The sequence below is a fragment of the Yersinia sp. 2553 StPb PI genome (assembly GCF_052217105.1).
GTDB classification, from domain to species: domain Bacteria; phylum Pseudomonadota; class Gammaproteobacteria; order Enterobacterales; family Enterobacteriaceae; genus Yersinia; species Yersinia enterocolitica_E.
Genome location: NZ_JAZGPX010000002.1, coordinates 3,496,670 through 3,519,017 on the forward strand (window position 1 = coordinate 3,496,670; position 22,348 = coordinate 3,519,017).

Below are 22,348 nucleotides of genomic sequence, written 5' to 3' on the forward strand. Positions count from 1 at the left end.
CCCGCTATATGTCTCCACACAGCCAGCCAGCCCAATCTCGGAACTTCGCTGAAAATTTCTATCTCTCAAATCTAAAACACCTTTGGTGTTGTAAGGTTAAGCCTCACGGATCATTAGTACTGGTTAGCTCAATGCATCGCTGCACTTACACACCCAGCCTATCAACGTCATAGTCTTTAACGTTCCTTCAGGGGGCTTAAAGCCCCAGGGAAGACTCATCTCGAGGCAAGTTTCCCGCTTAGATGCTTTCAGCGGTTATCTCTTCCGAATTTAGCTACCGGGCAATGCCATTGGCATGACAACCCGAACACCAGTGATTCGTCCACTCCGGTCCTCTCGTACTAGGAGCAGCCCCTCTCAATCTTCCAACGCCCACGGCAGATAGGGACCGAACTGTCTCACGACGTTCTAAACCCAGCTCGCGTACCACTTTAAATGGCGAACAGCCATACCCTTGGGACCTACTTCAGCCCCAGGATGTGATGAGCCGACATCGAGGTGCCAAACACCGCCGTCGATATGAACTCTTGGGCGGTATCAGCCTGTTATCCCCGGAGTACCTTTTATCCGTTGAGCGATGGCCCTTCCATTCAGAACCACCGGATCACTAAGACCTACTTTCGTACCTGCTCGAGCCGTCACTCTCGCAGTCAAGCTAGCTTATGCCTTTGCACTAACCTCACGATGTCCGACCGTGATTAGCTAACCTTCGTGCTCCTCCGTTACTCTTTGGGAGGAGACCGCCCCAGTCAAACTACCCACCAGACACTGTCCTCACCCCGGATCACGGGGCCGAGTTAGAACATCAAACATTAAAGGGTGGTATTTCAAGGTTGGCTCCATGCAGACTGGCGTCCACACTTCGATGCCTCCCACCTATCCTACACATCAAGGCTCAATGTTCAGTGTCAAGCTATAGTAAAGGTTCACGGGGTCTTTCCGTCTTGCCGCGGGTACACTGCATCTTCACAGCGAGTTCAATTTCACTGAGTCTCGGGTGGAGACAGCCTGGCCATCATTACGCCATTCGTGCAGGTCGGAACTTACCCGACAAGGAATTTCGCTACCTTAGGACCGTTATAGTTACGGCCGCCGTTTACTGGGGCTTCGATCAAGAGCTTCGCCTTGCGGCTGACCCCATCAATTAACCTTCCAGCACCGGGCAGGCGTCACACCGTATACGTCCACTTTCGTGTTTGCACAGTGCTGTGTTTTTATTAAACAGTTGCAGCCAGCTGGTATCTGCGACTGGCTTCGGCGCCGGGAGCAAGTCCCATTACCTAATGCCAGCGTGCCTTCTCCCGAAGTTACGGCACCATTTTGCCTAGTTCCTTCACCCGAGTTCTCTCAAGCGCCTGAGTATTCTCTACCTGACCACCTGTGTCGGTTTGGGGTACGATTTAATGTTACCTGATGCTTAGAGGCTTTTCCTGGAAGCTTGGCATCAACTACTTCACCACCGTAGTGGCTCGTCATCACACCTCAGCGTTGATAAGCAACCGGATTTACCAAGTCACTCCGCCTACATGCTTAAACCGGGACAACCGTCGCCCGGCTAGCCTAGCCTTCTCCGTCCCCCCTTCGCAGTAACACCAAGTACAGGAATATTAACCTGTTTCCCATCGACTACGCTTTTCAGCCTCGCCTTAGGGGTCGACTCACCCTGCCCCGATTAACGTTGGACAGGAACCCTTGGTCTTCCGGCGTGCGGGTTTTTCACCCGCATTATCGTTACTTATGTCAGCATTCGCACTTCTGATACCTCCAGCAACCCTCACAGGTCACCTTCAACGGCTTACAGAACGCTCCCCTACCCAACAACGCCTAAGCGTCGCTGCCGCAGCTTCGGTGCATGGTTTAGCCCCGTTACATCTTCCGCGCAGGCCGACTCGACCAGTGAGCTATTACGCTTTCTTTAAATGATGGCTGCTTCTAAGCCAACATCCTGGCTGTCTATGCCTTCCCACATCGTTTCCCACTTAACCATGACTTTGGGACCTTAGCTGGCGGTCTGGGTTGTTTCCCTCTTCACGACGGACGTTAGCACCCGCCGTGTGTCTCCCGTGATAACATTCTTCGGTATTCGGAGTTTGCATCGGTTTGGTAAGTCGGGATGACCCCCTAGCCGAAACAGTGCTCTACCCCCGAAGATGAGTTCACGAGGCGCTACCTAAATAGCTTTCGGGGAGAACCAGCTATCTCCCGGTTTGATTGGCCTTTCACCCCCAGCCACAAGTCATCCGCTAATTTTTCAACATTAGTCGGTTCGGTCCTCCAGTTAGTGTTACCCAACCTTCAACCTGCCCATGGCTAGATCACCGGGTTTCGGGTCTATACCTTGCAACTAGACGCCCAGTTAAGACTCGGTTTCCCTACGGCTCCCCTATTCGGTTAACCTTGCTACAAAATATAAGTCGCTGACCCATTATACAAAAGGTACGCAGTCACCCAACAAAGTAGGCTCCCACTGCTTGTACGTACACGGTTTCAGGTTCTATTTCACTCCCCTCGCCGGGGTTCTTTTCGCCTTTCCCTCACGGTACTGGTTCACTATCGGTCAGTCAGGAGTATTTAGCCTTGGAGGATGGTCCCCCCATATTCAGACAGGATGTCACGTGTCCCGCCCTACTCATCGAGTTCACAGCAAGTGTGTTTTGGTGTACGGGACTATCACCCTGTACCGTGCGACTTTCCAGACGCTTCCACTAACACACAAACTGATTCAGACTCTGGGCTCTTCCCCGTTCGCTCGCCGCTACTGGGGGAATCTCGGTTGATTTCTTTTCCTCGGGGTACTTAGATGTTTCAGTTCCCCCGGTTCGCCTTGCATGGCTATGTATTCACCATGCAATAGTGCAACGAATTGCACTGGGTTTCCCCATTCGGGTATCGTCGGTTATAACGCTTCATATCAGCTTACCGACGCTTTTCGCAGATTAGCACGCCCTTCATCGCCTCTGACTGCCTAGGCATCCACCGTGTACGCTTAGTCGCTTAACCTCACAACCCAAAGGTGTTTCTTATGTTCAAGTCGGTTGCGCGTCGTCAATACAGCGTTGTGCGGTACTCGGAATGCTCATGAACATGAAGTTCACTCCGCTTCCTCCGTGCCGTACGCCTTGCCTTCACTTAGCTCACGCGACTCTCTTCATCAGAATGCACATTGGCATTGCGATTATTTGAGAGACTCTATTACAGGTTACTTTTTATCTCAGTACATCTACGGAGAGATAAATTTCAGCTGTAATGTTTCAATTTTCAGCTTGTTCCAGATTGTTAAAGAGCAATATTTCACAACACACTGTGCCTTACGGCCGCAGTACGTTTTGAAATAGTTTTTTTATATGGTGGAGCTAAGCGGGATCGAACCGCTGACCTCCTGCGTGCAAGGCAGGCGCTCTCCCAGCTGAGCTATAGCCCCATATAAAAAGCAAAATACCTTATCGGCATAACTCATTCTCAGACAAGGCGCAGTCACGCGACGTTTATGGGTATAAACGAGTGTGTCTGTAACGCACTATGAGGATGAGTTGGTGGGTCTGAGTGGACTTGAACCACCGACCTCACCCTTATCAGGGGTGCGCTCTAACCACCTGAGCTACAGACCCAACAAGGTACTAAAGCCCGACTAATCTCTCAGTCCGGCCTTATTTGCTCGTTACTTTCTATCAGACAATCTGTGTGGACACTGCGCAATGCGTATCGTTAGGTAAGGAGGTGATCCAACCGCAGGTTCCCCTACGGTTACCTTGTTACGACTTCACCCCAGTCATGAATCACAAAGTGGTAAGCGCCCTCCCGAAGGTTAAGCTACCTACTTCTTTTGCAACCCACTCCCATGGTGTGACGGGCGGTGTGTACAAGGCCCGGGAACGTATTCACCGTAGCATTCTGATCTACGATTACTAGCGATTCCGACTTCATGGAGTCGAGTTGCAGACTCCAATCCGGACTACGACAGACTTTATGTGGTCCGCTTGCTCTCGCGAGTTCGCTTCACTTTGTATCTGCCATTGTAGCACGTGTGTAGCCCTACTCGTAAGGGCCATGATGACTTGACGTCATCCCCACCTTCCTCCGGTTTATCACCGGCAGTCTCCCTTGAGTTCCCACCATTACGTGTTGGCAACAAAGGATAAGGGTTGCGCTCGTTGCGGGACTTAACCCAACATTTCACAACACGAGCTGACGACAGCCATGCAGCACCTGTCTCACAGTTCCCGAAGGCACCGAAGCATCTCTGCTAAGTTCTGTGGATGTCAAGAGTAGGTAAGGTTCTTCGCGTTGCATCGAATTAAACCACATGCTCCACCGCTTGTGCGGGCCCCCGTCAATTCATTTGAGTTTTAACCTTGCGGCCGTACTCCCCAGGCGGTCGACTTAACGCGTTAGCTCCGGAAGCCACGCCTCAAGGGCACAACCTCCAAGTCGACATCGTTTACAGCGTGGACTACCAGGGTATCTAATCCTGTTTGCTCCCCACGCTTTCGCACCTGAGCGTCAGTCTTTGTCCAGGGGGCCGCCTTCGCCACCGGTATTCCTCCAGATCTCTACGCATTTCACCGCTACACCTGGAATTCTACCCCCCTCTACAAGACTCTAGCTTGCCAGTTTCAAATGCAGTTCCCACGTTAAGCGCGGGGATTTCACATCTGACTTAACAAACCGCCTGCGTGCGCTTTACGCCCAGTAATTCCGATTAACGCTTGCACCCTCCGTATTACCGCGGCTGCTGGCACGGAGTTAGCCGGTGCTTCTTCTGCGAGTAACGTCAATCAACCGTGCTATTAACACGACTGCCTTCCTCCTCGCTGAAAGTGCTTTACAACCCGAAGGCCTTCTTCACACACGCGGCATGGCTGCATCAGGCTTGCGCCCATTGTGCAATATTCCCCACTGCTGCCTCCCGTAGGAGTCTGGACCGTGTCTCAGTTCCAGTGTGGCTGGTCATCCTCTCAGACCAGCTAGGGATCGTCGCCTAGGTGAGCCATTACCCCACCTACTAGCTAATCCCATCTGGGCACATCCGATGGCGTGAGGCCCTAAGGTCCCCCACTTTGCTCTTGCGAGGTCATGCGGTATTAGCTACCGTTTCCAGTAGTTATCCCCCTCCATCAGGCAGTTTCCCAGACATTACTCACCCGTCCGCCGCTCGCCGGCAAAGTAGTAAACTACTTCCCGCTGCCGCTCGACTTGCATGTGTTAGGCCTGCCGCCAGCGTTCAATCTGAGCCATGATCAAACTCTTCAATTTAAGATTTGTTTGATTTGCTGCTAATAAAAGCAGCGATGCTCAAAGATTACTTTCTGCAAATATGCATTCGAACCGAAGTTCAAATGTGTACTGCTTTGGTCACTCTTCAAGACTTTGATATTTCTTCTGCCTGTCGAAACAGGCTTCGATATCGTCTTGCGAGTGCCCACACAGATTGTCTGATAAATTGTTAAAGAGCAGTGCGTTAGCAACCGGTGGTTGGTAACGCGAGGTGCGCATATTACGCTTTCCTCATTCAGAGTCAACTACTAATTTCGTTGAATTTCTCTGTTCTCTTTGCCGGTCACTTAACTACTTGATTCGTTGTGTGCCGTCTCGATGGATGCGCATTATAGGGAGTCGAATTTTTTGCACAACTCTTTTTTCGCCTTTTTCTACTGTTTGAATACTTTTCACTCCTTACGTGCAGATCTTGGTCGATCCGCTGCATTTTCCCTATGATCCCTACGGTCGATTGGTTGTAATTCCATCAGCAAAGGCTAGTATTGCCGGTAAAGTGTGATCTTATTGAGAGGCTATTGCTATGTCCGACCCTATCCGCCCTTATCTTCATTATTCACCTACTCTTGGTAAACGCGTGATGATCGATGGATCGAGCGTGATCATTGGTAATGTCATTTTGGGTGATGATGTCAGTGTCTGGCCGTTGGTTGCTATTCGTGGTGATGTTAATCAGGTCGTCATTGGCGCTCGTTCAAATATTCAAGATGGTAGTGTGTTACACGTAACCCATCATTCAGAGCATAATCCTGAAGGGAACCCCCTAGTTATTGGTGAAGACGTTACTGTTGGCCATAAAGCGATGCTCCACGGTTGTACTATTGGCAATCGGGTACTGGTGGGGATGGGGTCTATTTTGTTAGATGGTGCAGTTATCGAAGATGATGTGATGATTGGCGCGGGGAGTCTGGTTTCCCCAGGTAAACGATTAGTCAGTGGTTACCTCTATATGGGGAGCCCAGCCAGACAAGTTCGCCCTTTAACGCCGGCAGAATTAGAAGGCCTACTTTATTCTGCGAGCAACTACGTACGCTGGAAAGATGACTATCTGGCAGAAACTAAATAAGCAGTAACATAAGATGCAGGGAGTAAATCATTACCTTCCCTGCATTATTGAATATCTTTCTATCGGCTCAGTTCATCACGCAACTTATTTAGCACCGGTGTTATCTGTGGCATCACACCATGCCAAAGTTTGAAAGCATGGGCTGCCTGCCCCACCAGCATCCCTAAGCCATCAGCGTAACTCGCCACACCCAACTGCTTAGCCCAAGCTAAAAATGGTGTATCCCCCACTTGATAAAACATGTCATAGCAACGTGTTGCAGGACTCATAATATCTTTAGATAAGTTTGGTACTTCGCCATGAATTCCAGCAGCGGTAGCATTTATGATTAAGTCAAACTGCTGTCCACTCAGCGCCTGCATTTCGGCAGCCTCGATATCACCCAAATGATGAAAGACTTCGGCAAGCTGCTGTGCGCGGCTATAAGTCCGGTTAGTGATGACCACAGTGCATCCATAAGAGAGTAACGGCAAGATCACACCGCGCGCAGCCCCCCCCGCGCCCATCAATAAGATCCGATCAGAGACTCGGATCAAACCCTGGCGCTCAAGATCACTGAGCAAACCAATACCGTCCGTATTATCACCTAACAAGCGTCCGTCTTCTAATTGCTTGATAGTATTGACAGCACCTGCCAGTGACGCACGATCGGTTAGTTCATCACATTTGGCATAAGCGCGCTCTTTAAACGGCGTGGTAATGTTCGCGCCTAATGCACCATCTGCAAAAAACGACGTTAACGTTTCCTCAAAAGCGCCATGAGCGGCTAATACCATACCGTATTGATGCTCTATACCTGTCTGCTCGGCAAAAAGCGCATGAATCCTTGGCGACTTACTGTGCCCAATGGGGTTACCAAACACTGCGAAATTCTGATCCATGCTACTTTCTATCCTTGGCGAAATTGCTTACCGGTTAACGCATCTCTTATTTCAGATGGATTCAAACGACCACCCACCTCGCCAGAGAGCACTGGGAGAAAAGGGCCAAATTGCATTCTCACTTCAGTTTCTGTACGGCATGGCTCGTGACCGCTTAAGTTGGCACTGGTTGAAACCAGTGGCTTGCCATATTGCGAGCAAAGCTGCTGTACCAGTGGGTGGTCACTCACCCTTACAGCCAATGAGCTAAAACTGCCTGTTAACCAACGCGGTGTCTTAGCGCGCGCTGGAATAACCCATGTTACCGGCCCAGGCCAACAGGAGAAGAGCATTTCCTGTTGCGCTGTATTCAGCATTGAGTCATCAATATATGGCTTCAACTGCTCATAGTTAGCGGCGATTAAGATCAAACCTTTTTGCCATGGCCGCTGTTTTAAAGCTAATAAAGCATTTACTGCTTTTTCACTATCAGGGTCACAACCTAAACCAAAAACGGCTTCTGTTGGATAAGCGATGACCTCTTCTTGTTGCAAAGCCCGCAATACATCTGACAGAGCACCACTATTTTCTTGTTTATTCACGCTGTTATTACTCACTTACCACTGCCTTCCCACATAACTTGCTAGCGCAAAAACGTTTTACGCCTTGCGCGGTTCTCTTTTCCATTAACAAGGAATAGTGGCAATACGCACACTCTCCGGCAATGGGTTGCTGATTAATTGTAAACTGGCAATCGGGATAGCGATTGCAGGCGTGGAAGATCTTTCCAAACCGGGACTTGCGCTGTAGTAACTTGCCTTGGCCACATTGTGGGCAATCAATCGCTGTTTCATCAGGCTTATCAATAACTTCAGTATGATCACATTGTGGATATTGGCTACAACCAATAAACATACCAAAACGCCCTTGCCGTAACACCATTTCTGAACCGCATTCAGGGCAATATTGTCCTTCAAGAACTTTCACGATATGCCCATCAGATTGTGCTTTCAACGGGCGCATGTACTGGCAGCCGGGATAATGTGAACAACCAAGGAATGGGCCATGACCCCCACTACGAATGACTAAAGCCGATCCACATTCAGGACACGACCCATTATCCTTGGCAATAACTGTTTTCGTCATAACGCCTTCTATATAAGGTTATTAGCCAGCGATACTACCACTTAGTGCAAATAACCTTCATTGACTTCAAAAAGTAGCTCTTCCATCTGCTGATAGGCACTTTCATAACCCGGAATGTTAAACAGCACCATCAGCACAACCCATTTGAGATCCTCCAAGTCAATCTCATTAGAGTCCAACGCCATAATACGGTCGATGACCATCTCACGGGTATCAAGATGTAACACCTGAATTTGCTCAAGAAATAGGATGAAGCCGCGACAAGTGGTATCCAGACGTTGGGCTTCTTCCGCCGTATAAATCCGCAATGCTTGCGGATCCGCAGCATAAAGATAAGGTGCTTTCTGCCCTTCTTGTAGGTCTGCGAGAGCCTCTAACCAGTTCAGGGCGTTGTTGATATCCTCACGATAGAAACCTGCGTCAGCAAGATCGTCAGTAATCTTGTCTTGATCAACAAGCATTTCCGACTCGTTATGCATATAAGTTTCAAATAAGTAAATTAAAACGTCGAACATGGCCTGCCCTCCTTAATCGGACATAGCCGCCGGGTACAGCTGCGATCCACCCTGCTAACTCCAGCTCAAGCAATTTGCTGACGATATCTGGCACAGGTTGGCCGGCACGTTCGGCGACGACATCAACGGGTGTCACCTCATCTCCTACGTTAGCCAACACATCAGCAAATGGCAATTCAACTTGCTCCTCTGATGCAGAAATAGTTACTTTCCCGGGCAATGATATCCATTGAAGTGAACCGCCCACTTGTGTAGCTATCTCTTGTGCTGACCTCGCCAGATATGCGCCTTGTTGAATCAGCCAGTGCACACCTTCGCTGGTTGCACTCCCTAATGGCCCCGGTAAAGCAAAAACATCTCTCCCTTGCTCTATAGCATAGCGGGCAGTAATCAAAGAGCCACTTTTCAGCGTAGCTTCAACCACTAATACAGCAGAACTTAGCCCACTGATAATACGATTCCTTCTGGGGAAATGGGCAGCGACCGGCAATGCTGTTGTCAAAAACTCAGAGACCAGAGCTCCACCTTGGCACTCAATGTCTTTGGCCAGATGACGATGTCGACGTGGATATATGTTCTCCAACCCGCTACCTAATACCGCGATGGTCTTTCCTTTAGCATTCAAAGCCGCTTGATGACAAATCCCATCAATCCCAATTGCCAGACCACTGGTGATAACCAACCCCGTTCGAGCCAGTTCTGAAGCAAAGTAACAGCCCCACTGCTCACCATAGTGGCTGAAATGACGGCTACCCACCATGGCAATCTGAGAGCGATACAACACATCGAGCTCGCCAGAAACAAACAGCACCAGAGGAGCGGCAGAGATATGAGCCAAACGGGGTGGATAGCTTGGCTCACCGTAGGCTAATAAGTGGTGAGAAGGCTGACTCAGCCAAGTTAAACTGGCCTCAATATAGCGGGGATCTACTTGATAAAACTGCTGGCATTGCTGAGCATCCAATCCGTAAGCAGCCAATCTGCCGGGGTGGACATCACCACGGACAAGTAACCGTCTGACCAATGCACTGCTTTTCACTACCCCAAATCCCTTAACCTTGCTCATCCTGAGCCATAATTCAGCCGCTAACATATTGCCTCCCTGGCTTGCTTTCTATGCTGACACCGATTTGTTCAATTGGTAGACGATGCTGTCAATCAGAGCCGGAAATGTCTAGAATAGAGATTGAATATCATTCACTACTCGGACGCAGATCTAGATATTTATGTCAGTATTACAAGTATTACATTACCCAGATGAGCGGCTGCGCAAAATTGCTGCGCCGGTAAAAGAAGTCAATGGCGAAATCCAGCGTATTGTGGACGACATGTTCGAGACCATGTACGCAGAGGAAGGCATTGGCCTTGCCGCAACCCAAGTGGATGTTCATAAACAAATTATCGTGATTGATGTTTCGGAAAATCGTGACCAACGCCTGGTGTTGATTAACCCAGAGCTGTTGGAGAAAAGCGGTGAAACCGGCATTGAAGAAGGTTGCTTATCAATTCCTGAGCAACGGGCATTAGTCCCTCGCGCTGAAAAAGTAAAAATCAGAGCGCTGGACCGTGATGGTAAACCGTTCGAACTGGAAGCGGATGATTTATTAGCAATCTGTATTCAGCACGAAATGGACCATTTGGTTGGCAAACTGTTTGTGGACTATTTATCGCCGCTGAAACGTCAGCGTATCCGCCAAAAGTTGGAGAAAATGGCCAAGTTAAATGCCCGAGCCGACTAACCCCATCTAATGCAGGAAACCAACGTGTCTGACTCTTTGCGGATTATTTTTGCAGGAACGCCTGATTTTGCAGCGCGCCATCTTGGCGCGCTGTTGTCTTCCCAACATCAGATTGTTGGTGTTTTCACTCAACCGGACCGTCCCGCTGGCCGAGGTAATAAACTGACCCCGAGCCCAGTGAAGGTATTGGCAGAACAACAAAGTATTCCCGTTTTTCAGCCGAAATCGCTACGACCCGAGGAGAACCAACATCTCGTGGCTGATCTGAATGCTGATATTATGGTCGTAGTTGCCTATGGTCTGATTTTGCCTGCATCTGTTTTGGCAATGCCGCGATTAGGCTGTATTAACGTCCATGGTTCCCTATTACCACGCTGGCGTGGTGCTGCGCCTATCCAACGTTCAGTATGGGCCGGTGATGCAAAAACTGGGGTAACAATCATGCAAATGGATGTTGGGCTAGACACCGGAGATATGCTGCATAAAATTGAATGTGACATTCAGCCGGATGATACCAGTGCGACAATGTACGATAAGCTGGCGCAATTAGGCCCTCAGGGCTTATTGATAACATTGCAGCAATTAGCGCAAGGCAGTGCACAGCCGGAAGTACAAAATGAAGCACAAGCCACTTATGCAGAAAAGCTAAGTAAAGAGGAGGCCAAATTAGATTGGTCACTTTCTGCGGCTCAGTTAGAACGCTGTATTCGTGCTTTTAATCCTTGGCCAGTTAGCTATTTTGTCGTTGATGAACAGCTCATCAAGGTCTGGCAGGCACAGGTACTCCCTAAAGTAGATAATACCAAGCCCGGAACCATCATTCATGCAGATAAACATGGGATCCAAGTGGCTACCGCAGATGGCGTTTTAAATATCACGCAACTGCAACCAGCCGGCAAGAAAGCCATGTCCGCAGCTGACTTATTAAATTCACGTCGCGAATGGTTTGCGCCCGGTAGTCAACTAGCATAATAACTCAGCAGCTACAGCTATATACCTAATAGATGTCAAGATGCAGGAAGGCCGGTCCAGAGATGGTCAAGTAACGAGATCAGCCAACACCCCTGCAACTTGAAAGATGACGGATGTAGGTTTCATCGCCCGATACTTCATCATCGGGCCACTTTCCCTTTATTTGCTGACGTTTGTCGGCTTTTTTGGTTATGAAAAACACATATAATCTCCGCAGCATCGCTGCTAAAGCAATTAGCCAGGTATTGGATCAGGGGCAATCGCTCAGTACCGTTTTGCCTGGGCTACAGAAAAATATTTCCGATAAAGATCGCGCATTGCTACAGGAGTTGTGTTTTGGCACTTTGCGTGTTCTACCACAGCTAGAGTGGTGTATCCAGCAGTTGATGGCGCGCCCAATGACTGGTAAACAGCGTGTTTTTCACTACCTGATTATGATCGGGCTATACCAGTTGGTTTATACCCGGATTCCGCCACATGCTGCTTTAGCCGAAACGGTTGAAGGTGCCACTGCGCTGAAACGTCCGCAACTAAAAGGGTTGATCAACGGTGTACTACGTCAATTCCAGCGTCAGCAAGTGGAATTACTGGAGCGCGCTGCAAATAGTGATAGCCGTTACCTGCATCCTAGCTGGTTATTAGCGCGTATTAAGCAAGCCTATCCAGAACAATGGCAGCAGATTGTGGACGCGAATAACCAAAAGCCACCAATGTGGCTGCGGGTAAATCGTCTCCATCATACCCGCGGTGAATATCTCGAGCTGTTAAAGCAAGCGGAGATAGATGCAGAACCTCATGCCTTTTATCCCGACGCAGTACGGCTTATTGCCCCGTGCGCCGTCAATGATCTGCCTGGTTTCGAACAAGGCTGGGTAACAGTGCAAGATGCTTCAGCCCAAGGTTGTGTTGATCTACTTGATCCGCAAAATGGTGAACAGATCCTTGATTTATGTGCCGCTCCGGGCGGTAAAACAACACACATCCTCGAAGCTGCGCCAAAAGCACATGTATTAGCTGTGGATATTGATGAACAACGGCTCAGCCGGGTTAAGGAAAATTTACAACGTCTGAAATTACATGCAGTGGTGCGAGTCGGCGATGGTCGAACCCCGGATACATGGTGTGACGATCAGCAATTTGATCGTATTCTGCTAGATGCACCTTGCTCTGCCACCGGTGTGATTCGTCGCCACCCTGATATCAAATGGTTGCGCCGAGACAGTGATATTGCCGATCTGGCAGAATTACAATCTGAGATCATTGAAGCTATCTGGCCTAGACTGAAGAAAGGTGGCGTAATGGTTTATGCTACTTGTTCGATATTGCCGCAAGAGAATCAGCAACAGATAGCCGCTTTCCTGCAACGACATTGTGAAGCAGAATTGGTTGAAACTGGTACTAACGCGACTCCCGGTAAACAAAACTTGCCACACCCTGAGGATGGCGATGGTTTCTTTTATGCGAAGTTAATCAAAAGATAATCGTGGCTTTGGCTATGCCTCAAAACCTAATTTCAGTGTGGAACAGAGAACGCTATGAAAATAATTATTCTTGGGGCGGGGCAAGTTGGCGGAACCCTGGCAGAAAATCTGGTAGGCGAGAACAACGATATCACCGTTGTGGATGTTGACTCTGGCCGCCTACGCCAGTTGCAAGATAAATTTGATCTGCGTGTAGTACAAGGGCATGGATCGCATCCGAGAGTCTTGCGGGAAGCGGGGGCTGAAGATGCCGATATGTTGGTTGCAGTGACCAATTCTGATGAAACCAATATGGTTGCCTGCCAAATTGCGTATTCACTATTTAATACACCAAATCGCATCGCACGTATCCGTTCGGCTGAATATATTCGTGAAGCTGATAAGCTTTTTCTACCAGAAGCGGTACCCATTGACCATTTGATATCACCGGAACAGCTAGTTATCGATAATATCTATAAACTAATCGAATATCCTGGTGCATTACAGGTAGTTAATTTTGCTGAAGGTAAGGTCAGTATTGCGGCGGTAAAAGCCTATTATGGCGGCCCATTGGTGGGGAATGCATTATCCTCTCTGCGTGAACATATGCCTCATATTGATACCAGAGTGGCAGCAATCTTTCGTCAAGACCGACCAATTCGTCCACAGGGCTCAACTATCATTGAAGCAGGTGATGAAGTCTTCTTTGTTGCTGCCTCACAGCATATCCGCGCTGTAATGAGTGAGTTACAACGTCTTGAAAAACCCTATAAGCGCATTATGATTGTTGGCGGTGGTAATGTCGGAGCCGGTTTAGCCCTACGATTAGAAAAAGATTACAGTGTAAAATTAATTGAGCGTAACCCGCAGCGAGCCGCCGAATTAGCCGAGATGTTACACGATACTATCGTATTTTATGGCGATGCGTCAGACCAGGAACTGCTGGCAGAAGAGCATATTGAACAGGTCGATGTCTTTATTGCCATTACCAATGACGATGAAGCCAATATTATGTCCGCGATGCTGGCAAAACGGATGGGCGCAAAAAAGGCAATGGTATTAATCCAACGTAGCGCCTATGTCGATCTGGTTCAAGGAAGCGTTATTGATATTGTCATCTCACCGCAGCAGGCCACTATTTCAGCCCTTTTAGGTCATGTCCGTAAAGCGGATATTGTCAGTGTTTCTTCATTAAGGCGAGGTGTTGCTGAGGCAATCGAAGCAATTGCCCACGGTGATGAAACCACATCAAAAGTTGTTGGCCGAATGGTTGAGGATATAAAGTTACCACCAGGTACTACCATTGGGGCAATTGTACGTGGGGATGAGGTTATCATTGCCAACAGCAACTCCATAATTAAACAGGGTGACCACGTAGTGATGTTTATTACTCACAAGAAATTCGTGCCCGATGTGGAGCGTTTGTTCCAACCAAGCCCATTCTTCCTGTAATTATTAATAATTAACTAGTTCGAACCCATTTATAAATTAAAACTATTTCCGTAGATAGTGGGAAAATTTTCTATAATTATGGTTCTACCGAGTTTTATTTAGCTAAGATTAAGTCATTCATTTTTAAAGGGGGTGTCATTTATGAGTTTTATGAAGGAATTTCGTGAATTTGCCATGCGTGGCAATGTGGTCGATTTGGCAGTCGGGGTAATTATTGGTGCCGCATTTGGCAGAATTGTTTCTTCACTTGTTGCCGACATCATCATGCCGCCACTTGGCTTATTGCTTGGGGGGGTCGACTTCAAGCAATTCCATTTCATATTACGTGCTGCTGAAGGGACTATACCTGCTGTAGTAATGAACTACGGTACATTCATTCAGAGCATTTTCGATTTTGTTATTGTGGCACTCGCTATATTTTCTGCAGTGAAACTAATGAATAAAATGCGCCGTGAAAAAGCGGAAGAGCCTGCAGCACCGCCAGCACCAACAACAGAAGAAAAGCTGTTAGCCGAGATTCGTGATTTACTGAAAGCGCAGCAATCAAAGTAAGTTCAGTTTTGATAAACGTAAAAGCCATCATACGATGGCTTTTTACTGCTTTCAAATCAGAAGACCAGTGGTAATGAATCTATTGATTGCTTACCACTGGCCTCCCAGTTACCACCTTTTGCGTATTTTTCTTTACGCCGATAACTTCCTTTTCCTTTACTGTTCTGCTCGATACGTTGCCTGAAAAGTGGGTCATGGAGTAATGCTTCTAGCGCATTATCTTTAATTTTCCCCTTGGTATGTCGATATACCGCCATAATAAAACCTCACTGATAAATTTATTGATTAAAAATCCTACGCATAATACTGCTAATGTAAGCTGATTTAAACTACCCACCTAAAATTTAGTCTTTAGCGAGTTCTTCAGTCGCCCCTTGTTCCAGTGCTTCCAGAATAGAACAATAAGTCGTTGCATGAGTACTTCCGCAGCAGGCATTACTAAGGCGTTTTAGTGATTCACGCATTCTTTTAAACTCAGTTATCTTACTTTCCACATCATGTAATCGAGAATCCACAATTGCTTTTGATTCCTGACAGGTATGATGTTCAGGATCGACACGAATCGACAGTAATTCGGCGATAGTTTCTAATGTAAACCCGAGCTGCTTCGCATAGCGGATAAAACGTAAACGCTGTAAATCTTGTTCACTATACAGTCGGTAACCACCTTCTGTCCGTTTGCCATGATCCATCATTCCTTGTTTCTCATAGTAGCGAATAGTATCTGGTGTAACATCAGCCAGTTTAGCGAGTTGCCCAATTTTTAACATTTAGTTACTCCTCTTTTGACAGTTTATCGACCATTTTATGTTGGTACTCCTGATGGAGAAAGTCAGTGCTAAACCCTGCTTGTCTCAATCTCAGTTCCAATAATGCCAAGCGCTTATGTAAATTCTGGTAGTTATCGTGCTGCTTATCTATCTGTGACAACAATTCGGCGACAGTAAGCGCTTCTTGACGATCCTGCAATTCAACGGGGAGGTACCCTGCATTTCTCAGTAATCTGTAACCTGCTCTCAAATCAAGAGGAACTAGGGAGTCATCATCTAGCTGTAGTGGTTTACCGCTGCCTGACAGATTATCGAGTTCGCCCTTTTGCTGAGCATCAATAATGCGTCGTTCCGCCCATTCATCAATTAATTCCATATCACGACCAAGAGATCAGACTTTATAAAATCGAAGAATAGTTAAGGTTAAAGGATCGGTAGCAAAATAATAAGAGAGGATTGGCAATATATGGGAAGGATAAACGCATATCACTGAATTGTAGACGTAAAAAAACCGGGCAAGCCCGGTTTTTTTACGCGTTTACAGATTACTCTGCAGCAACTACTTCTGCTTGCGATGCAGCACGATCAACTAACTCGATGTAAGCCATCGGTGCGTTGTCGCCTGCACGGAAGCCACACTTCAGAATGCGAGTGTAACCACCGGCGCGGCTCGCGAAACGCGGGCCTAGCTCGTTAAACAGTTTTGCCACGATCTCGTTATCACGAGTACGGGCGAATGCCAGACGACGATTAGCTACGCTGTCGGTCTTGGCAAGAGTAATCAGCGGCTCAACAACGCGACGCAGCTCTTTCGCTTTCGGCAGGGTCGTCTTGATTATCTCATGACGAACCAAAGAGCCGGCCATGTTACGGAACATAGCCTGGCGATGGCTGCTGTTACGGTTCAGTTGACGACCACTCTTACGATGGCGCATGACCTTATCCTTCTCAGTAAAACCTTAACCTGTGATCCGGTTACTCGTCAGCAATGCTAGCTGGTGGCCAATTTTCTAGGCGCATGCCTAAAGAAAGACCACGTGAAGCAAGCACGTCTTTAATCTCAGTAAGAGATTTTTTACCCAGGTTCGGCGTTTTCAGCAACTCAACCTCGGTACGCTGTACCAGATCACCGATGTAGTGGATAGCTTCTGCCTTGAGGCAGTTAGCAGAGCGGACAGTCAATTCCAGATCGTCAACAGGGCGCAGCAGGATCGGATCGAACTCTGGCTTCTCTTCTTTAACTTCCGGCTGACGTACATCTCGTAAATCAACGAAAGCTTCAAGCTGTTCAGCCAAGATAGTTGCCGCACGGCGGATCGCCTCTTCAGGATCGATCGTACCATTGGTTTCCATCTCGATAACCAACTTGTCCAGGTCGGTACGCTGTTCTACACGCGCTGCTTCAACATTGTAGGCAATACGCTCTACAGGGCTATAGCATGCGTCTACTAACAGACGACCAATCGGGCGCTCATCTTCTTCCGAATGAATTCGGGCAGAAGCCGGCACATAACCACGACCACGTTGAACTTTGATACGCATACTAATAGATGCGTTCTCATCGGTCAGGTGGCAGATAACGTGCTGCGGCTTGACGATTTCGACATCCCCGTCATGGGTGATATCGGCTGCAGTCACAGGGCCAATGCCAGACTTATTCAGGGTAAGAATAACTTCATCTTTACCCTGAACTCTCACCGCCAGCCCTTTCAGGTTGAGCAGGATCTCCAGGATATCTTCCTGTACGCCTTCTTTGGTGCTGTACTCATGCAGTACACCATCAATCTCAACCTCGGTCACCGCGCAACCCGGCATAGATGAAAGCAGAATACGGCGCAGTGCGTTGCCGAGAGTATGGCCAAAGCCACGCTCTAACGGCTCAAGGGTCACCTTGGCGTGCGTCGAACTGACTTGCTCGATATCTACCAGGCGCGGTTTTAGAAACTCTGTCACAGAACCCTGCATTGTGTCCTCTCTTTGGTACTAAGCTTTACTTGGAGTAAAGCTCGACGATCAGGTGTTCGTTAATGTCCGCAGACAGATCAGTACGTTCAGGAATACGTTTGAACACACCTTCCATCTTGACAGCATCAACTTCCAGCCAAGTCGGCTTTTCACGCTGCTCAGCCAGCTCCAAAGCTGCCTTAACACGAGACTGCTTTTTAGCTTTCTCACGGATGCTGACTACGTCATTCGGAGATACCTGATAAGAAGCGATGTTAACAACGCGACCATTTACCATGATAGCTTTATGACTAACCAGCTGACGTGATTCAGCACGAGTTGCGCCAAAGCCCATACGGTAAACTACGTTATCCAGACGACCTTCCAGCAGTTGCAACAGGTTTGCACCTGTGTTGCCTTTCAGACGTGCTGCTTCTTTATAGTAGTTACGGAATTGACGTTCTAGAACACCATAGATACGGCGAACTTTTTGTTTCTCACGTAACTGCACACCGTAGTCAGACAGACGCGGTTTACGCGCACCGTGCTGGCCAGGTGGTTGTTCAATCTTACACTTGGTGTCAATCGCGCGAACGCCAGACTTAAGGAACAGGTCTGTGCCCTCACGACGGCTCAGCTTGAGCTTAGGACCCAAATATCTTGCCATTTTCTCTCTCCAACAAACCTAAAAGCAGCGTTATACGCGGCGCTTTTTCGGCGGACGACAACCGTTATGAGGGATCGGAGTCACATCAGTAATATTAGTGATGCGGAAACCAGCCGCGTTTAACGCACGGATAGTAGACTCACGGCCCGGACCAGGTCCTTTAACCATAACTTCCAGATTCTTGATACCGTATTCTTTCACTGCGTCAGCGCAGCGCTCTGCTGCAACTTGCGCTGCAAACGGAGTAGACTTACGAGATCCACGGAAACCGGAACCACCTGCTGTTGCCCAACCCAATGCGTTACCTTGACGATCTGTAATAGTAACGATGGTGTTGTTGAAAGAAGCATGGATATGAGCCACACCGTCAGAGACTGTCTTTCTTACACGCTTGCGTGCACGAATAGGTGCCTTTGCCATTATTCAATCACCCCGATTATTTCTTGATCGGTTTACGCGGACCCTTACGGGTACGTGCGTTGGTCTTAGTACGCTGACCGCGAACTGGTAGACCACGACGATGACGCAAACCACGATAAGTCCCAAGGTCCATCAGACGCTTGATGCTCAGGGTCACCTCACGACGCAGATCACCTTCTACAACGTACTTGGCAACTTCGTCACGCAGCTTCTCGATTTGCTCTTCAGACAGCTCACTGATCTTAACATTTTCAGCAATACCCGCAGCAACACAGATAGCCTGTGAACGGGTTTTACCGATGCCGTAGATCGCAGTTAACGCGATTACGGTATGTTTCTGATCAGGAATGTTAATGCCTGCTATACGGGCCACTATGCACTCCTACTATTTTATACAGCAATACCATTCTGAAAAGCCCGTTTTCAGGATACTCAAATAGTATTGCAGTCACATACAAAAGATTGGCTGGCTAATCTAGCCAGCTCAACCCAACTTTGCAAGAAAAATATGCAAGATAAATCAGCCTTGACGCTGTTTATGCTTTGGTTCGGCACTGCAGATTACGCGAACGACACCGTTACGCTTAACAATTTTGCAGTTACGACATAATTTCTTGACGGAAGCACGAACTTTCATTTTTACTCTCCGTAACTTCTCAAACATCCCTGAATTAGCGGTTATAGCCTTTCAGGTTTGCTTTCTTCAATGCAGACTCGTATTGACTAGACATCATCAGAGTTTGCACTTGAGCCATAAAGTCCATGATGACCACCACTACGATAAGTAGGGAGGTACCACCAAAGTAAAATGGTACTTTCATCGCGTCACGCATGAACTCCGGGATCAGGCAGATGAAAGTAATATACATCGCACCAATTAAGGTTAGACGCGTCATTACTTTATCGATGTACTTCGCCGTTTGCTCTCCCGGACGAATTCCTGGCACGAATGCACCGGACTTCTTCAGGTTATCTGCTGTTTCACGCGGGTTAAACACTAACGCCGTGTAGAAGAAACAGAAGAAGATGATTGCAGACGCATAGAGTAACACATAAAGCGGCTGTCCCGGCTGCAAATACATCGAAATAGTCGTCAGCCAGTTCCAACCTGTCCCGCCCCCAAACCATGATGCAATCGTGGCAGGGAACAGAATTATGCTGGAAGCGAAGATTGCTGGAATAACCCCAGCCATATTCACTTTCAACGGTAAGTGTGTGCTCTGTGCTGCATAAACACGACGACCTTGTTGACGTTTAGCATAGTTAACGACGATACGACGCTGACCACGTTCAATGAAAACAACGAAGAAGGTTACTGCAAACACTAATACTGCAACCAACAGCAACAGGAGGAAGTGCAGGTCGCCTTGCCGAGCTTGCTCGATGGTATGGGCTATTGCAGGTGGAAGACCAGCAACAATACCAGCAAAGATTATGATTGAAATACCGTTACCGATACCACGCTCAGTAATCTGTTCGCCCAGCCACATCAGGAACATAGTCCCGGTGACCAAGCTAACAACAGCGGTAAAGTAGAAAGCAAAGCCTGGATTGATTACCAGACCTTGCATCCCAGGCATATTCGGCAGACCGGTAGCAATACCGATCGATTGGAATATAGCCAATACCAACGTGCCATAACGGGTGTACTGGCTAATCTTACGACGGCCAGCCTCCCCTTCTTTCTTTATCTCTGCTAACGCTGGATGAACCACCGTTAACAGTTGGATAATAATCGATGCCGAAATATACGGCATGATACCCAAGGCAAAGATAGAAGCACGACTGAGAGCACCACCAGAGAACATGTTAAACATTTCAATGATGGTCCCTCTCTGCTGCTCGAGCAATTTAGCAAGCACAGTGGCATCGATACCAGGAATCGGAATAAAAGAGCCGATACGGAAAACAATAAGCGCACCGATAACAAACAAAAGTCTGCGCTTCAGTTCGCCTAATCCGCCTTTAGCACTTTGAAAATCTAATCCTGGTTGCTTAGCCATCTGCTACTTATTCCTCAATTTTACCGCCAGCAGCTTCGATAGCAGCACGAGCGCCTTTGGTGACACGCAGACCACGAAGAGTTACCGCACGAGTGATTTCGCCTGAAAGCATAACTTTCGCGAACTCAATCTGGGTACCAACAACGTTAGCGGCTTTCAACGTGTTCAGGTCGATTACGTCGCCTTCCACTAAAGCCAGTTCAGACAGACGAACTTCTGCCGTGATCATAGCTTTGCGAGAGGTGAAGCCGAATTTCGGCAAACGACGATATAAAGGCATCTGACCACCTTCAAAACCACGACGTACGCCACCACCAGAACGTGAGTTCTGACCTTTGTGACCACGACCAGCAGTTTTACCCAGGCCAGAACCGATACCACGACCTACACGCTTCGGCGCATGCTTGGCACCTTCAGCCGGAGACAGAGTATTTAAACGCATCTGTTACTCCTCAACTTTAACCATGTAGGAAACCAAGTTGACCATACCACGCACAGCAGGAGTATCCTCACGCTCTACAGTATGACCAATACGACGCAGACCTAAACCGATCAGAGTTGCCTTATGTTTCGGCAAACGACCGATACTGCTTTTTGTTTGAGTTACTTTAATAGTCTTTGCCATGGTTATTTCCCTAGAATTTCTTCGACGGACTTACCACGCTTGGCAGCGACCATTTCTGGGGATTTCATATCTTCCAGAGCTGCAATAGTTGCACGAACCACGTTGATCGGGTTAGTAGAACCATAGGCCTTGGCCAATACGTTATGAACCCCTGCAACTTCCAAGACGGCGCGCATTGCACCACCGGCGATGATACCGGTACCTTCAGAAGCTGGTTGCATGAATACACGAGAACCTGTGTGAGCACCTTTAACTGGGTGCTGCAGAGTACCGTTATCCAAAGCAACATTAATCATAGCGCGACGGGCTTTTTCCATCGCTTTCTGGATCGCTGCCGGAACTTCGCGTGCTTTGCCGTAGCCAAAACCAACGCGACCGTTACCATCACCAACTACTGTCAGTGCGGTAAAGCTGAAAATACGGCCACCTTTTACGGTTTTAGATACGCGGTTTACCGCGATCAGCTTTTCCTGCAGTTCGCCAGCTTGTTTTTCGATGTGTGACATCTTACACCTCTACCTTAGAACTGAAGGCCAGCTTCACGGGCAGCATCTGCCAGTGCCTGGACTCGACCATGATATTGGAAACCGGAACGGTCAAAGGATACTTTCGTGATCCCTTTTTCCAATGCGCGCTCTGCAACAGCTTTACCTACAGCTGCGGCGGCATCTTTGTTGCCGGCGTACTTCAATTGCTCATTGATAGCTTTTTCTACAGTAGAAGCTGCTACCAAAATTTCTGAACCGTTTGGTGCAATAACCTGCGCGTAAATATGGCGTGGGGTACGATGTACCACCAGGCGAGTCGCACCCAGTTCTTTGAGCTTGCGGCGTGCGCGGGTCGCACGACGGATACGAGCTGCTTTCTTATCCATAGTGTTACC

The 22,348-nt window shown here is 48.1% G+C and carries 26 protein-coding genes, 2 tRNA genes and 2 rRNA genes; 6 read left to right on the forward strand and 24 right to left on the reverse strand.

Annotation, left to right across the window (positions count from 1 at the left end; genetic code table 11):
• Window positions 1-92: 92 nt before the first annotated feature.
• From V2A84_RS17515 to V2A84_RS17535, 5 genes are all read right to left on the reverse strand, one after another.
• Window positions 93-3,000: ribosomal RNA gene (locus V2A84_RS17515) — 23S ribosomal RNA — on the reverse strand.
• 345 nt (window positions 3,001-3,345) lie between these two features.
• Window positions 3,346-3,421, reverse strand: a tRNA-Ala gene (locus V2A84_RS17520).
• 110 nt (window positions 3,422-3,531) lie between these two features.
• Window positions 3,532-3,608: transfer RNA gene (locus V2A84_RS17525), tRNA-Ile, on the reverse strand.
• Window positions 3,609-3,710: 102 nt separating this feature from the next.
• Window positions 3,711-5,253 (reverse strand): 16S ribosomal RNA (locus V2A84_RS17530).
• Together the 16S and 23S rRNA genes with 2 tRNA genes alongside form the textbook arrangement of a ribosomal RNA operon.
• A 99-nt stretch (window positions 5,254-5,352) precedes the next feature.
• The gene (locus tag V2A84_RS17535; protein ID WP_193784765.1) at window positions 5,353-5,493 is read right to left on the reverse strand and encodes a hypothetical protein; all 141 of its coding nucleotides are present in this window, start codon (window positions 5,491-5,493) and stop codon (window positions 5,353-5,355) included.
• Window positions 5,494-5,797: 304 nt separating this feature from the next.
• Here V2A84_RS17535 and V2A84_RS17540 point away from each other — a divergent pair, with 304 nt between their 5' ends.
• Window positions 5,798-6,340, forward strand: a complete 543-nt coding sequence (locus tag V2A84_RS17540) for a gamma carbonic anhydrase family protein (protein ID WP_083161145.1) — start codon at window positions 5,798-5,800, stop codon at window positions 6,338-6,340.
• Between the two features lie 59 nt (window positions 6,341-6,399).
• On the opposite strand, the gene aroE is transcribed toward V2A84_RS17540, so the two are convergent.
• Genes aroE through dprA form a run of 5 tightly spaced genes read right to left on the reverse strand, consistent with a single transcriptional unit; the run spans window position 6,400 to window position 9,954 of the window.
• On the reverse strand, window positions 6,400-7,221 hold the full coding sequence (gene aroE, locus V2A84_RS17545; protein ID WP_083161147.1) for a shikimate dehydrogenase: 822 nt from the start codon (window positions 7,219-7,221) through the stop codon (window positions 6,400-6,402).
• A gap of 8 nt (window positions 7,222-7,229) precedes the next feature.
• Window positions 7,230-7,802: an L-threonylcarbamoyladenylate synthase type 1 TsaC gene (gene tsaC, locus V2A84_RS17550; RefSeq protein ID WP_083163935.1), complete on the reverse strand. Its 573-nt coding sequence runs from the start codon at window positions 7,800-7,802 to the stop codon at window positions 7,230-7,232.
• Between the two features lie 7 nt (window positions 7,803-7,809).
• Complete coding sequence (locus V2A84_RS17555; RefSeq protein WP_083161149.1) at window positions 7,810-8,346, reverse strand: DNA topoisomerase family protein; 537 nt, start codon at window positions 8,344-8,346, stop codon at window positions 7,810-7,812.
• A 41-nt stretch (window positions 8,347-8,387) separates the two neighbouring features.
• Window positions 8,388-8,861 (reverse strand): DUF494 family protein, encoded by a 474-nt coding sequence (locus tag V2A84_RS17560; RefSeq protein WP_032906609.1) that lies wholly within the window; start codon window positions 8,859-8,861, stop codon window positions 8,388-8,390.
• Window positions 8,833-9,954, reverse strand: a complete 1,122-nt coding sequence (gene dprA / locus V2A84_RS17565) for a DNA-protecting protein DprA (protein WP_083161151.1) — start codon at window positions 9,952-9,954, stop codon at window positions 8,833-8,835. Before dprA ends, V2A84_RS17560 begins: the two co-directional genes overlap by 29 nt.
• A 133-nt stretch (window positions 9,955-10,087) precedes the next feature.
• On the opposite strand from dprA, the gene def reads away from it, so the two are divergent.
• From def to mscL, 5 genes are all read left to right on the forward strand, one after another.
• Complete coding sequence (gene def / locus V2A84_RS17570; protein ID WP_083161153.1) at window positions 10,088-10,600, forward strand: peptide deformylase; 513 nt, start codon at window positions 10,088-10,090, stop codon at window positions 10,598-10,600.
• Between the two features lie 24 nt (window positions 10,601-10,624).
• Window positions 10,625-11,572: a methionyl-tRNA formyltransferase gene (gene fmt, locus V2A84_RS17575; RefSeq protein WP_083161155.1), complete on the forward strand. Its 948-nt coding sequence runs from the start codon at window positions 10,625-10,627 to the stop codon at window positions 11,570-11,572.
• A 191-nt stretch (window positions 11,573-11,763) separates the two neighbouring features.
• Window positions 11,764-13,053, forward strand: a complete 1,290-nt coding sequence (gene rsmB, locus V2A84_RS17580; RefSeq protein WP_083161157.1) for a 16S rRNA (cytosine(967)-C(5))-methyltransferase RsmB — start codon at window positions 11,764-11,766, stop codon at window positions 13,051-13,053.
• Window positions 13,054-13,107: 54 nt separating this feature from the next.
• Window positions 13,108-14,484: a Trk system potassium transporter TrkA gene (gene trkA, locus V2A84_RS17585; protein ID WP_083161159.1), complete on the forward strand. Its 1,377-nt coding sequence runs from the start codon at window positions 13,108-13,110 to the stop codon at window positions 14,482-14,484.
• A gap of 141 nt (window positions 14,485-14,625) precedes the next feature.
• Complete coding sequence (gene mscL / locus V2A84_RS17590) at window positions 14,626-15,036, forward strand: large-conductance mechanosensitive channel protein MscL (RefSeq protein ID WP_032906607.1); 411 nt, start codon at window positions 14,626-14,628, stop codon at window positions 15,034-15,036.
• A gap of 56 nt (window positions 15,037-15,092) precedes the next feature.
• Here the strand turns inward: mscL and V2A84_RS17595 are convergent, their stop codons facing one another.
• The 14 genes from V2A84_RS17595 to rplR all read right to left on the reverse strand — a co-directional run bounded on the left by V2A84_RS17595 (window position 15,093) and on the right by rplR (window position 22,339).
• The gene (locus V2A84_RS17595; RefSeq protein ID WP_083161161.1) at window positions 15,093-15,293 is read right to left on the reverse strand and encodes an alternative ribosome-rescue factor A; all 201 of its coding nucleotides are present in this window, start codon (window positions 15,291-15,293) and stop codon (window positions 15,093-15,095) included.
• 87 nt (window positions 15,294-15,380) lie between these two features.
• Window positions 15,381-15,806 carry a Zn(2+)-responsive transcriptional regulator gene (zntR, locus tag V2A84_RS17600; protein ID WP_083161163.1) on the reverse strand — a complete coding sequence of 142 codons (426 nt, stop codon included), beginning with the start codon at window positions 15,804-15,806 and terminating at the stop codon, window positions 15,381-15,383.
• 4 nt (window positions 15,807-15,810) lie between these two features.
• Window positions 15,811-16,182 (reverse strand): DnaJ family domain-containing protein, encoded by a 372-nt coding sequence (locus V2A84_RS17605; protein ID WP_083161165.1) that lies wholly within the window; start codon window positions 16,180-16,182, stop codon window positions 15,811-15,813.
• A 169-nt stretch (window positions 16,183-16,351) separates the two neighbouring features.
• On the reverse strand, window positions 16,352-16,741 hold the full coding sequence (rplQ, locus tag V2A84_RS17610; protein WP_004391407.1) for a 50S ribosomal protein L17: 390 nt from the start codon (window positions 16,739-16,741) through the stop codon (window positions 16,352-16,354).
• Window positions 16,742-16,781: 40 nt separating this feature from the next.
• Window positions 16,782-17,771 (reverse strand): DNA-directed RNA polymerase subunit alpha, encoded by a 990-nt coding sequence (locus V2A84_RS17615; RefSeq protein ID WP_002438685.1) that lies wholly within the window; start codon window positions 17,769-17,771, stop codon window positions 16,782-16,784.
• A gap of 25 nt (window positions 17,772-17,796) precedes the next feature.
• Window positions 17,797-18,417 carry a 30S ribosomal protein S4 gene (rpsD, locus tag V2A84_RS17620; RefSeq protein WP_002218949.1) on the reverse strand — a complete coding sequence of 207 codons (621 nt, stop codon included), beginning with the start codon at window positions 18,415-18,417 and terminating at the stop codon, window positions 17,797-17,799.
• Window positions 18,418-18,447: 30 nt separating this feature from the next.
• Window positions 18,448-18,837 (reverse strand): 30S ribosomal protein S11, encoded by a 390-nt coding sequence (gene rpsK, locus V2A84_RS17625; protein ID WP_004709234.1) that lies wholly within the window; start codon window positions 18,835-18,837, stop codon window positions 18,448-18,450.
• 16 nt (window positions 18,838-18,853) lie between these two features.
• Entirely contained in the window at window positions 18,854-19,210 is a 357-nt protein-coding gene (gene rpsM, locus V2A84_RS17630) for a 30S ribosomal protein S13 (RefSeq protein ID WP_004702348.1), read from the reverse strand.
• A gap of 147 nt (window positions 19,211-19,357) precedes the next feature.
• On the reverse strand, window positions 19,358-19,474 hold the full coding sequence (rpmJ, locus tag V2A84_RS17635) for a 50S ribosomal protein L36 (RefSeq protein WP_002227352.1): 117 nt from the start codon (window positions 19,472-19,474) through the stop codon (window positions 19,358-19,360).
• 34 nt (window positions 19,475-19,508) lie between these two features.
• Window positions 19,509-20,840 carry a preprotein translocase subunit SecY gene (secY, locus tag V2A84_RS17640; RefSeq protein ID WP_002213344.1) on the reverse strand — a complete coding sequence of 444 codons (1,332 nt, stop codon included), beginning with the start codon at window positions 20,838-20,840 and terminating at the stop codon, window positions 19,509-19,511.
• A gap of 7 nt (window positions 20,841-20,847) precedes the next feature.
• Entirely contained in the window at window positions 20,848-21,282 is a 435-nt protein-coding gene (gene rplO, locus V2A84_RS17645) for a 50S ribosomal protein L15 (protein WP_004391411.1), read from the reverse strand.
• A gap of 3 nt (window positions 21,283-21,285) precedes the next feature.
• A complete protein-coding gene (gene rpmD / locus V2A84_RS17650; RefSeq protein WP_002213339.1) occupies window positions 21,286-21,465 on the reverse strand; it encodes a 50S ribosomal protein L30 in 180 nt (59 codons plus the stop codon).
• Window positions 21,466-21,467: 2 nt separating this feature from the next.
• Complete coding sequence (rpsE, locus tag V2A84_RS17655; protein ID WP_004391412.1) at window positions 21,468-21,971, reverse strand: 30S ribosomal protein S5; 504 nt, start codon at window positions 21,969-21,971, stop codon at window positions 21,468-21,470.
• A gap of 14 nt (window positions 21,972-21,985) precedes the next feature.
• On the reverse strand, window positions 21,986-22,339 hold the full coding sequence (gene rplR / locus V2A84_RS17660) for a 50S ribosomal protein L18 (protein ID WP_004391413.1): 354 nt from the start codon (window positions 22,337-22,339) through the stop codon (window positions 21,986-21,988).
• Window positions 22,340-22,348: the final 9 nt, after the last annotated feature.

Bases quoted from the DNA above. Each gene is read 5' to 3' on its own strand.
- V2A84_RS17535 (WP_193784765.1), bottom strand. From the start codon at position 5,493: ATGCGCACCTCGCGTTACCAACCACCGGTTGCTAACGCACTGCTCTTT.
- V2A84_RS17540 (WP_083161145.1), top strand. From the start codon at position 5,798: ATGTCCGACCCTATCCGCCCTTATCTTCATTATTCACCTACTCTTGGT.
- aroE (WP_083161147.1), bottom strand. From the start codon at position 7,221: ATGGATCAGAATTTCGCAGTGTTTGGTAACCCCATTGGGCACAGTAAG.
- V2A84_RS17555 (WP_083161149.1), bottom strand. From the start codon at position 8,346: ATGACGAAAACAGTTATTGCCAAGGATAATGGGTCGTGTCCTGAATGT.
- V2A84_RS17560 (WP_032906609.1), bottom strand. From the start codon at position 8,861: ATGTTCGACGTTTTAATTTACTTATTTGAAACTTATATGCATAACGAG.
- dprA (WP_083161151.1), bottom strand. From the start codon at position 9,954: ATGTTAGCGGCTGAATTATGGCTCAGGATGAGCAAGGTTAAGGGATTT.
- def (WP_083161153.1), top strand. From the start codon at position 10,088: ATGTCAGTATTACAAGTATTACATTACCCAGATGAGCGGCTGCGCAAA.
- rsmB (WP_083161157.1), top strand. From the start codon at position 11,764: ATGAAAAACACATATAATCTCCGCAGCATCGCTGCTAAAGCAATTAGC.
- trkA (WP_083161159.1), top strand. From the start codon at position 13,108: ATGAAAATAATTATTCTTGGGGCGGGGCAAGTTGGCGGAACCCTGGCA.
- mscL (WP_032906607.1), top strand. From the start codon at position 14,626: ATGAGTTTTATGAAGGAATTTCGTGAATTTGCCATGCGTGGCAATGTG.
- V2A84_RS17595 (WP_083161161.1), bottom strand. From the start codon at position 15,293: ATGGCGGTATATCGACATACCAAGGGGAAAATTAAAGATAATGCGCTA.
- zntR (WP_083161163.1), bottom strand. From the start codon at position 15,806: ATGTTAAAAATTGGGCAACTCGCTAAACTGGCTGATGTTACACCAGAT.
- V2A84_RS17605 (WP_083161165.1), bottom strand. From the start codon at position 16,182: ATGGAATTAATTGATGAATGGGCGGAACGACGCATTATTGATGCTCAG.
- rplQ (WP_004391407.1), bottom strand. From the start codon at position 16,741: ATGCGCCATCGTAAGAGTGGTCGTCAACTGAACCGTAACAGCAGCCAT.
- V2A84_RS17615 (WP_002438685.1), bottom strand. From the start codon at position 17,771: ATGCAGGGTTCTGTGACAGAGTTTCTAAAACCGCGCCTGGTAGATATC.
- rpsD (WP_002218949.1), bottom strand. From the start codon at position 18,417: ATGGCAAGATATTTGGGTCCTAAGCTCAAGCTGAGCCGTCGTGAGGGC.
- rpsK (WP_004709234.1), bottom strand. From the start codon at position 18,837: ATGGCAAAGGCACCTATTCGTGCACGCAAGCGTGTAAGAAAGACAGTC.
- rpmJ (WP_002227352.1), bottom strand. From the start codon at position 19,474: ATGAAAGTTCGTGCTTCCGTCAAGAAATTATGTCGTAACTGCAAAATT.
- secY (WP_002213344.1), bottom strand. From the start codon at position 20,840: ATGGCTAAGCAACCAGGATTAGATTTTCAAAGTGCTAAAGGCGGATTA.
- rplO (WP_004391411.1), bottom strand. From the start codon at position 21,282: ATGCGTTTAAATACTCTGTCTCCGGCTGAAGGTGCCAAGCATGCGCCG.
- rpmD (WP_002213339.1), bottom strand. From the start codon at position 21,465: ATGGCAAAGACTATTAAAGTAACTCAAACAAAAAGCAGTATCGGTCGT.
- rpsE (WP_004391412.1), bottom strand. From the start codon at position 21,971: ATGTCACACATCGAAAAACAAGCTGGCGAACTGCAGGAAAAGCTGATC.
- rplR (WP_004391413.1), bottom strand. From the start codon at position 22,339: ATGGATAAGAAAGCAGCTCGTATCCGTCGTGCGACCCGCGCACGCCGC.